An 8,724-nucleotide genomic window follows, 5' to 3' on the forward strand; every position below is an offset into this window, starting at 1 on the left:
CGGCACCGGCGCGGGCAAAACCACCCTGCTGTCAGCGATGCTGAACGCAGTGCCACCCGACGAGCGAATCGTGTGCGTCGAGGATGCGGCTGAGTTGTCGCCGCCGCATCCGCACCTAGTCAAGCTGGTGGCGCGGTGCGCCAATGTCGAGGGCGTCGGCGAGGTCACCGTGCGTCAACTTGTCCGCCAGGCGCTGCGAATGCGACCGGACCGAATCGTGGTCGGCGAGGTCCGAGGCGCCGAGGTGGTCGATCTGCTCGCGGCGCTGAACACCGGTCATGACGGCGGCGCGGGCACGGTGCACGCCAACAACCCCGGCGAAGTCCCGGCCCGGTTGGAGGCATTGGGCGCCCTCGGTGGTCTGGATCGCGTTGCGCTGCACAGTCAACTGGCCGCTGCGGTTCAGGTGCTGCTGCATGTTGCCCGCGATCGCACCGGGCGACGACGCCTCGGTGAAATCGCCGTCCTACGCGAAACCGATCGGCGGGTGCGGGCGGTCACGGTATGGCACGCCGATCGCGGCCTGACCGACGAGGCCGCCGACTTGTATCGGCTGCTGCAGAGCCGTGCCGCGTCATGACAGGAGCGGTGGCCGCCGCGCTGGCGTTGTCCGTTGCGGTGCTGGTACTTCCGTCGTCACCGCGGAGACGGCTGACGTGTGGCGAGAAGGACCGCAACGAGCTCCCACCGCAGACTGCGGGCTGGCTCGCGGCGTGCGTGTTGGCTGTCAGCATCGTATTACTGCCGTTGACAACAGTTTTCGCGAGCGTGATATTCGCAGCAAGTATGTACCTGCGCTACCGTCGGCGACGGCGTAGCGGTCAAGGGCGGCAGGAGAGCCAGGAGCTGGAAACCGCGATCGACGTCTTGGTGGGTGAACTGAGAATCGGCGCCCATCCGGCGGGCGCTTTCGCCGTCGCCGCAGAAGAAACGAACGGTCCGGTCGCCGGTGCGTGTCGAGCGGTCGCCGCGCGCGCCCGGCTGGGTGCCGACGTCACCGCGGGTTTGCGCGGCGTGGCCACCACCTCGGCGCTGCCGGCGCAGTGGGACCGGCTCGCGGTGTGCTGGCAGCTGGCCGCCGATCACGGACTGGCGATGTCCACCCTCATGCGCGCGGCACAACGCGATATCGCTGAGCGGCAACGGTTCTCCGGACAGGTGCGATCCGGCATGGCGGGCGCGCGCGCGACGGCGGCAATCCTCGCGAGTCTTCCGGTGCTGTCGGTGGTGATGGGCGAGCTCATCGGCGCACGACCGGTGGCGTTCCTGCTGGGCGGGCGGCTGGGCGGCGTGCTGCTGGTGGTCGGGCTGACGTTGGTCTGCGGTGGGCTGCTGTGGTCGGACCGCATCACCGATCGGGCGGTGGCGTGATGACTTCCGCCGCAGCGGTGCTGCTGGCCGTGGCCCTGCTGAGCGACGCCGGTCCCTCGACCGTGCGGGCGCGCGCCGGAACGGCGGCCCGTACGCCGCGGCCTTCACGAAAGCCGTTGCGCGGCAACGACCCATTGGCGGTCGCGTCGAGCCTCGATGTGCTGGCAGTTTGCCTGGCCGCGGGTATGGCAGTGTCGATGGCCGCTGCCGCGACGGCTGTGTCGGCCCCGCCGCTGCTGGCCCGGATGCTCCGGCGCGCCGCCGACCTGCTGGCGCTGGGCGCCGATCCCGCCGTCGCATGGAACGCGGCGCCGGATCTGCCGGCCGGCTCGCTCGACCCGCAGATCGACGCGTTGCTGCGGCTGGCACGGCGGTCATCAGCGTCGGGTGTGGCACTGGCCGAAGCGGTGTCGACGCTCGCCACGCAATGCCGGCAGGACGCCACACACGCCGCCGCCGCGGCCGCCGAGCGCGCCGGAGTCTTGATCGCCGGTCCTCTCGGCCTGTGTTTCTTGCCCGCTTTCGTATGCCTGGGCATCATCCCGGTCGTCGCCGGGCTGGCCGGTGACGTACTGCAGTCGGGCTTGTTGTGACGGTGCCGGTGTGCGCCGTCGGAGATAAAAGTGAAGGGAAATATGAAGACAGCCAACCGGTTTCAGATGCTCAAAGCACGCGTCACGTTGCTGGCGGTGGACGAGTCTGGGATGTCCACGGTGGAGTACGCCATCGGCACCATCGCGGCAGCGGCGTTCGCCGCCATCCTCTACACGGTCGTCACCGGCGACTCCATCGTCAGCGCGCTGACGAACATCATCGCCCGGGCACTCAACACCAAGGCGTAGCCGACGAAGCCGGTGCGGCCACGGTTGAAGCGGCGTTCGGTGTCGCCAGTCTGGTCGCGGTACTCATGCTGTGTCTGGCCGGCATCGCAGCGGTGTCGATGCAGGTTCGCTGTATCGACGCAGCCCGCGAGGCGGCCCGGTTGGGCGCGCGTGGCGACGAGCGATCGGCCGTGGCCGCGGCCCGCGGGGTCGCGCCCAGCGGCGCCGTCGTGCAACTGCACCGGGACGGCGGATTTGTGGTCGCGACAGTCGTTGCCCGGTCGAATCTGTTACCCGTGTTGCACATCGCCGCCACCGGGGTGTCGGCGGCCGAACCGCCGTGACGAGCGGGGATCGGCCACCGTAGTCGCGGCCGCGATGGTCGTCGTGCTGTTGTCGGTCACCGGTGGCTGCGCGTGCCTGGGTGCGGCGGTGGTGGCGCGGCACCGGGCTCAGGCCGCGGCCGATCTGGCCGCGTTGGCTGCCGCGGCGCGACTGCCCGCCGGCGCCGAGTCAGCCTGCGCACAGGCCGGCGTGGTGGCCCGGGCGATGGGGGCTGACCCGGCCGGCTGCCTTGTCGACGACCTGGATGTCGTCGTGACGGTCGAGGTGGGCCTGGCAATCGGCCGATGGGGGACCGCGCGTGCGGCCGCCCGCGCCGGCCCGGTCTAGTCGGACTCGGACAGGCCGGCTTCAGCCAGCTCAGCGGGGGTCGGCAACCGCAGCGCGACCAGCCCTGCGTACGCGTCCTCGTCGATTTCTACCCGGTTGACGGTCACATGGACCGGCACCCACCCGCCGTCGTGGCCAGGCATCCGGAGCACGCGGCAGGTGGCGCCGGCGGCGAACTCCGTGGTCATCGCCGCCATCGTCGCTGCGTCACTGGGATGCATCCGCGGGGCATCGGCCGAGACGCGGCGCCAGTCATAGAACGGGCACGGCTCGTCGAGCCACTTCAGCACGGTCCAGTTGTAGGGATCGAACAGCGCCCGATGCACGCCCGGCTGCGCCAACCCGTGCAGGATCTGCTGTGCGAGTCGGTCGGCCGACTGCGTGCGGTCGGCAGGTTCGGCCCGCCAATTCATCCCGCGCGCGATCACGTGGTCGCGGCCATCTGGCCCCGGCTCCAGGCCGTTGCGGGCGACGAAGCCCACCCGGATGTGATTGCCCTGCCAATCGGTGCTGTCCCAGGTGTCGCACAGGGTATGACCCGGTTCCGACCTGACCGCCGCGGCCAGCGCCCTGCCTTCGTTGGGCTTTAGATCACCGGACGGCCAGCTTTGTGCGAACGCGCGACCCTCAGGGTCCTCGATCTCCAGATTCCTGCCGGTGTTGACCAGCGACTCCGGCGTATCGGTGGCAACCCCGATGGTCATGTTCCATTTCAGCGCGCCCGGAATCGGCCGCTCCGGCGGTTCGGACCCGGCCGGTCCGCTCCAAATATGCACGCCATGTATCCGGCCGTCGGACATCAACACCGGCTCGGTGCGAATCACGCGGTCATTTTTTGGTGTAATGCTGACCAGGCTTTGGCTCGTTTGCAGCGACTCGGCGATTGCCGACTGCATGGCGGCAAGACGAGGATTACGCCGCAAAAACACCGTTATCGGAACAAGGTTTCTCAGTTGCCGGCCCAGCGCTACTACGGCCGGCTCTCTGCCCAGCGTTTCCACGAGCAACCAGTCGCCGGCCATAGCACGGTACATTACCGCTCAGGCGAAGGATAAGTCCTTGCCCGCCTGCCTAATCCGCATAATTTTGACGGTCGTCGACCTGCGGTTTTACCCTTGCACAGTCAGCCGCTGACTTGCACAGGTTCCCGTCGACGGGTAGTTTGCTGCTGCACCCACAGGGACTGCGAACGGATTGCGTTGTCCAACCGTTCGGCGCGCTGCTTGTATTTTCGGCCTGTGCGCGTTTCTTCAGTAGCGAGGAAAACGCTTTCATGGCGGCTGTCGCGATATAGCCATATGGAAGTCGACCGTTCGAGGGGTCGGTCGTCATCCGTATGACTAGATCTGTTCAGCCACCGCAGTGAGCACCAAGCGCAACACCCGTACCGCCCCCGCCTTATCCAGCGGATCGTTGCCGTTACCGCACTTGGGCGACTGCACACACGACGGGCACCCCGCGGGGCATTCGCAGGCCTCGATCGCGGCCATCGTGGCGCCCAGCCAGGTACTGGCCTGACGGAAACCCTGTTCGGCGAAACCCGCTCCGCCCGGATACCCGTCGTAGACGAAGACGCTTGGCAGGCCATCGAATTCAGGGCCCACAGCGGTGGATAACCCGCCGATGTCGCCTCGGTCGCAACTGGCCACCAGAGGTAGCAGCCCGATTGCGGCGTGTTCTGCGGCATGCAGTGATCCCGGTATTTGCAGCGGATCGATTCCACTGCGGTGCAACGCTTCTGGTGTGATGGTGTACATCGCCGCGGTGGTGTCCAGGGTGTGCGACGGCATATCGAGCTCGATGAAGTCGATGACCTCACCGCTCAGGCGCCGGCGTAGATAGCCGACGATCCGGTTGGTCACGCTCACCGGTACCAGGCCCAGGGTGACCGATCCGAAAACGTGGCGTTCGCCCGGTCCGGTCACCGCGATGTCGGTGAGTTCGCGAGCGAACGTGGCGTATCCGGGATCCTCGCTGTGCACGAAAGCCAAGCCCTCATCGAAGTCCAACGAGTCGACGACATAGCTCTCGCCCTGATGCAGATACACCGCGCCGGGGTGCACCGAGGCTGCTGCCTGGCCCGCACCGGCCGTTCCCAGTAGCCGTCCGGTATCGCCCTCCACGATCACGATCTGTCCACCCGTTGGGCCTCGAATATCCACTGCCGGATGGGGATCGACACCCGGCGCCGGATAGTACTTGCCGGATCGCCGTCGCAGCAGCCCGTCGTCGACCAACCCATCGGCGACATCCTGAGCGCCCAGTGTACGAACCTCGGCCTCATCGATCGGCAATTCAGTTGCAGCACAGAGCAATTGCGGGCTGAGGATGTATGGATTGGTCGGGTCGATCACCACCCGCTCGATCGGCTTGTCTAGCAGCGCAGCGGGATTGTGCACCAGATAGGTGTCCAGTGGATCGTCGCGGGCGACCAGCACCACCAGCGCGCCCTGCCCGCGTCGCCCGGATCGCCCGGCCTGCTGCCAAAACGACGTGACGGTACCGGGAAAGCCGGCCAGCACCACCGCATCAAGCCCCGCGATGTCGATGCCGAGTTCCAGCGCGTTGGTGGTCGCCAGACCCCGCAGTTGACCGTCGAGCAGCGCCTGCTCGAGTGCATTGCGGTCCTCGGGCAGATAACCCGCCCGATAGGACGCCACCATCTCCGTCAGCTGGGGAGCGATGTCCTCCAACCGCGCACGGGTTGCCAGCGCGGTGAGTTCGGCGCCACGGCGTGATCGGACGAAGGTCAGCGTGCGCGCCCCCTCGGCGATCAAGTCGGCCATCACCCGTGCCGCCTCGCTGCCGGCGGACCGCCGTACCGGAGCGCCGTTTTCGCCCGTCAGGTCGGCACGCAAGGCCGGCTCCCACAGCGCCACCGTCCGGGCGCCCTGCGGCGACGCGTCTTCGGCGATCTCCTCGACCGGCTGGCCGATGAGTTCGGTGGCCGTCGCACCCGGCGCCGCGGTCGTGGCGCTGGCGAAGATCACCGTCGGTGCTAGCGCAGGATCAGCGGAATAGCGCGCGCACAATCGCAGCAGCCGGCGCAGGACCATCGCCACATTCGAGCCGAAAACTCCTCGGTAGTAATGGCATTCGTCGACAACAACGAATCGCAGATTGCGCAGGAACACCGCCCAGCGGGTGTGGTTTCGCAGCAGTGCCAGGTGGACCATGTCGGGGTTGGAGAACACCCAGCGGGAACGCTCCCGCGCGAGGCGACGCACCTCGGCCGGGCTGTCGCCGTCGTAGGCCGTCGGTGCGACGTCCCCCAGCCGTGGGACCGCCGCGGTCAGCGTATGCGCGGCCCGCAGTTGGTCGTGGCCAAGGGCTTTCGTCGGCGAGATATACAACGCACGGGCGCGCGGGTCGGCCGCCAGTAAATTCAGGATGGGCAGTTGGTAGGCCAGCGATTTACCGGATGCCGTGCCGGTACTGATCACGACGTGGCGACCGGCGTGAGCCAGGTTCGCCGCCTGAACCTGGTGTGCCCATGGCGAACTGATGCCGCGGTCGGTGAATGCGCGCAGCACGTCAGGCTCGACCCATGTCGGCCAAGGCCGTTGGCTGCCAAGTCGTGCCGGCAGTTCGGCGACGTGACGCAGCGGGTGCTCGCCCGCCTCGGTGCCGGCAACCGCGGCGGCGAGCAACTCGCTGCCGAATGTCACCACGGTTTTGTGCCTCCTGATCCGAACTGACCACCTGAAATCGCGCCCGATAGGCCCTTGCGACCGGGCGTTTCGGCGTCGCACTTCAATTGTTTACCTAGTGGTAGCTCAATTGCTCACCTGAGGCTGTTGCTGCGGCGATGAACATGGTTGACTGTTTGCGGTCGCAGCTTCTGTGTTCGTGTCAAACTTTCGCAGGATCGACGTTGCGACCGCGGTTCCTGCGAGGTTGTAGGTCGGGTGAAGTTCCGGCGACTCAGCAAGGTCTAGCGGTCGGAACGGGCCCGGAGCATCGAGGTGATGCTCCGCACCCGAGTAGTAAAGGAAATATCGAGAAATGCCACAGGGAACTGTGAAGTGGTTCAACGCGGAAAAGGGATTCGGCTTCATTGCCCCCGAAGACGGTTCGGCCGACGTGTTCGTCCACTACACGGAGATCCAGGGTAGCGGCTTCCGCACCCTTGAAGAGAACCAGCGCGTCGAGTTCGAGGTCGGCCAGAGCCCCAAGGGCCCCCAGGCCACCGGCGTCCGCGCCGTCTGAGCAGCTGTTAACGACAACCCCCCGCACGGTCGGTGAATCACCGGGTTCGTTCGGGGGGTTTTCGCTGCTTGCCCATCCTGGTTTCGCGGCGCTCCGCGCGCATCGGCGTGCATCGTCGTCGAGGCGCTTACTGTCGTTGACGTGAGCCAGCTTTCCTTCTTCTCGGCTGAGTCGGTGCCCCCTGCGGTCAGCGATCTCACCGGGGTGCTGGCGGCCGCGGGTCAGATTGTGACGGTCGGCGGTGGGGCCCGGCTGTCGGTGGTCGTCGACCAGATCTGGCGGGCGCAGGCGCTGGGCCAGATGATCGACGAGGCCGGTCTGGCGGCCGAAATCACGGTCACCGATGAGAACACCCCATTGGTACGGACCGCCGTCGACGCCGGATTGCGCCCGATCGCCGTCGAATGGACCCGCGGTGCGGTGAAGACCGTGCCGCCGCTGTGGCTGCCCGGGCCACGCGAGCTGCGGGCCTGGATATTGGCCGCCGGTCTCCCGGAAGCCGACCGTTATCTGCTCGGCCTGGATCCACACGCGCCCGACACCCACTCGCCGCTAGCGTCGGCGCTGATGCGAGTCGGCATTGCGCCGACGCTGATCGGCACTCGCGGAGCCCGGCCCGCACTGCGGATCAGCGGCCGCCGTCGGCTATCACGCCTGGTAGAGAACGTTGGGGAACCCCCGGACGTCGCCGAGGCGTTGCCCTTCTGGCCGCACGTCTAGCCAGAATCGGACGGCGGGTGAACGGGGGGTCGGTTTGCGTCGGCTCATCCCGAATGCCACATTGTCAGTTGTCTACCGGGCCCGAGGGCGCCGCAGACACGACGCCGGCCGGTCGCGGAATATCTCCTCGCGAGGCCGGCCAGGGGCAAGAAGTAAAGGGAAGCGAGCGTAAATAGAGGTGGCTGAAGGCGACCGTGCTGGCCACGGGAATGGCGCCACGCGGCGACTCGTCATAGTCGAGTCGCCCACCAAGGCGCGCAAATTAGCCGGCTACCTGGGCTCCAACTACATCGTCGAGTCCTCCCGCGGCCACATCCGCGACCTGCCGCGGGCGGCGGCCGACGTGCCCGCGAAGTACAAGTCGCAGCCCTGGGCCCGACTCGGGGTGAACGTCGACGAGGATTTCGAGCCGCTCTACATCATCAGCCCGGACAAGAAGAGCACGGTCACCGAGCTCAAGGGCCTGCTCAAAGATGTCGACGAGCTTTATCTGGCCACGGATGGTGACCGCGAGGGCGAGGCGATCGCCTGGCATCTGCTGGAAACCCTCAAACCGCGCATTCCGATCAAACGGATGGTTTTCCACGAGATCACCGAGCAGGCGATCCTGGAAGCCGCCGAGAACCCGCGCGACCTGGACATCGATCTGGTCGACGCTCAGGAAACCCGCCGCATCCTGGACCGGCTGTACGGCTACGAGGTCAGCCCGGTGCTGTGGAAGAAGGTGGCGCCGAAGCTGTCCGCGGGCCGGGTCCAGTCGGTGGCCACCCGCATCATCGTGCAGCGCGAACGCGACCGGATGGCGTTCCGCAGCGCTGCCTACTGGGACGTGGTGGCCGAGCTGGACGCTAGCGTGTCCGACCCCAAAGCCCAGCCGCCGACCTTCACCGCCCGGCTGACCAATGTCGATGGCCTGCGCGTTGCGACCGGG

Annotated in this window: 11 protein-coding genes; 9 read left to right on the forward strand and 2 right to left on the reverse strand. The window is 67.2% G+C overall.

Annotated features, from left to right (window positions below; genetic code table 11):
• From VN856_RS25440 to VN856_RS25465, 6 genes are all read left to right on the forward strand, one after another.
• Window positions 1-580: CpaF family protein (locus VN856_RS25440; RefSeq protein WP_325694489.1), on the forward strand; the 580-nt coding region annotated here is incomplete at its 5' end.
• Window positions 577-1,371 carry a type II secretion system F family protein gene (locus VN856_RS25445; RefSeq protein WP_325694491.1) on the forward strand — a complete coding sequence of 265 codons (795 nt, stop codon included), beginning with the start codon at window positions 577-579 and terminating at the stop codon, window positions 1,369-1,371. The genes VN856_RS25440 and VN856_RS25445, both read left to right, overlap by 4 nt.
• Complete coding sequence (locus VN856_RS25450) at window positions 1,371-1,964, forward strand: type II secretion system F family protein (RefSeq protein ID WP_325694493.1); 594 nt, start codon at window positions 1,371-1,373, stop codon at window positions 1,962-1,964. Before VN856_RS25445 ends, VN856_RS25450 begins: the two co-directional genes overlap by 1 nt.
• 42 nt (window positions 1,965-2,006) lie before the next feature.
• A complete protein-coding gene (locus tag VN856_RS25455; protein WP_325694494.1) occupies window positions 2,007-2,213 on the forward strand; it encodes a DUF4244 domain-containing protein in 207 nt (68 codons plus the stop codon).
• Between the two features lie 65 nt (window positions 2,214-2,278).
• A complete protein-coding gene (locus VN856_RS25460) occupies window positions 2,279-2,536 on the forward strand; it encodes a TadE family type IV pilus minor pilin (protein WP_325694495.1) in 258 nt (85 codons plus the stop codon).
• 34 nt (window positions 2,537-2,570) lie between these two features.
• The gene (locus VN856_RS25465; protein ID WP_325694497.1) at window positions 2,571-2,864 is read left to right on the forward strand and encodes an Rv3654c family TadE-like protein; all 294 of its coding nucleotides are present in this window, start codon (window positions 2,571-2,573) and stop codon (window positions 2,862-2,864) included.
• On the opposite strand, the gene VN856_RS25470 is transcribed toward VN856_RS25465, so the two are convergent.
• Together VN856_RS25470 and VN856_RS25475 are read right to left on the reverse strand one after the other, a co-directional pair.
• Complete coding sequence (locus tag VN856_RS25470) at window positions 2,861-3,886, reverse strand: PAS domain-containing protein (RefSeq protein ID WP_325694498.1); 1,026 nt, start codon at window positions 3,884-3,886, stop codon at window positions 2,861-2,863. The two genes, VN856_RS25465 and VN856_RS25470, sit on opposite strands and share 4 nt — an antisense overlap.
• Window positions 3,887-4,204: 318 nt before the next feature.
• Complete coding sequence (locus VN856_RS25475; protein ID WP_325694500.1) at window positions 4,205-6,535, reverse strand: DEAD/DEAH box helicase; 2,331 nt, start codon at window positions 6,533-6,535, stop codon at window positions 4,205-4,207.
• Window positions 6,536-6,869: 334 nt separating this feature from the next.
• Here VN856_RS25475 and VN856_RS25480 point away from each other — a divergent pair, with 334 nt between their 5' ends.
• The 3 genes from VN856_RS25480 to VN856_RS25490 all read left to right on the forward strand — a co-directional run.
• Window positions 6,870-7,073: a cold-shock protein gene (locus VN856_RS25480; protein ID WP_005138711.1), complete on the forward strand. Its 204-nt coding sequence runs from the start codon at window positions 6,870-6,872 to the stop codon at window positions 7,071-7,073.
• 141 nt (window positions 7,074-7,214) lie between these two features.
• Entirely contained in the window at window positions 7,215-7,793 is a 579-nt protein-coding gene (locus tag VN856_RS25485) for a hypothetical protein (RefSeq protein ID WP_325694502.1), read from the forward strand.
• A 178-nt stretch (window positions 7,794-7,971) separates the two neighbouring features.
• Window positions 7,972-8,724: toprim domain-containing protein (locus tag VN856_RS25490; protein ID WP_325694503.1), on the forward strand; the 753-nt coding region annotated here is incomplete at its 3' end.

This window comes from Mycobacterium sp. (genome assembly GCF_035603715.1).
Lineage (GTDB): Bacteria > Actinomycetota > Actinomycetes > Mycobacteriales > Mycobacteriaceae > Mycobacterium.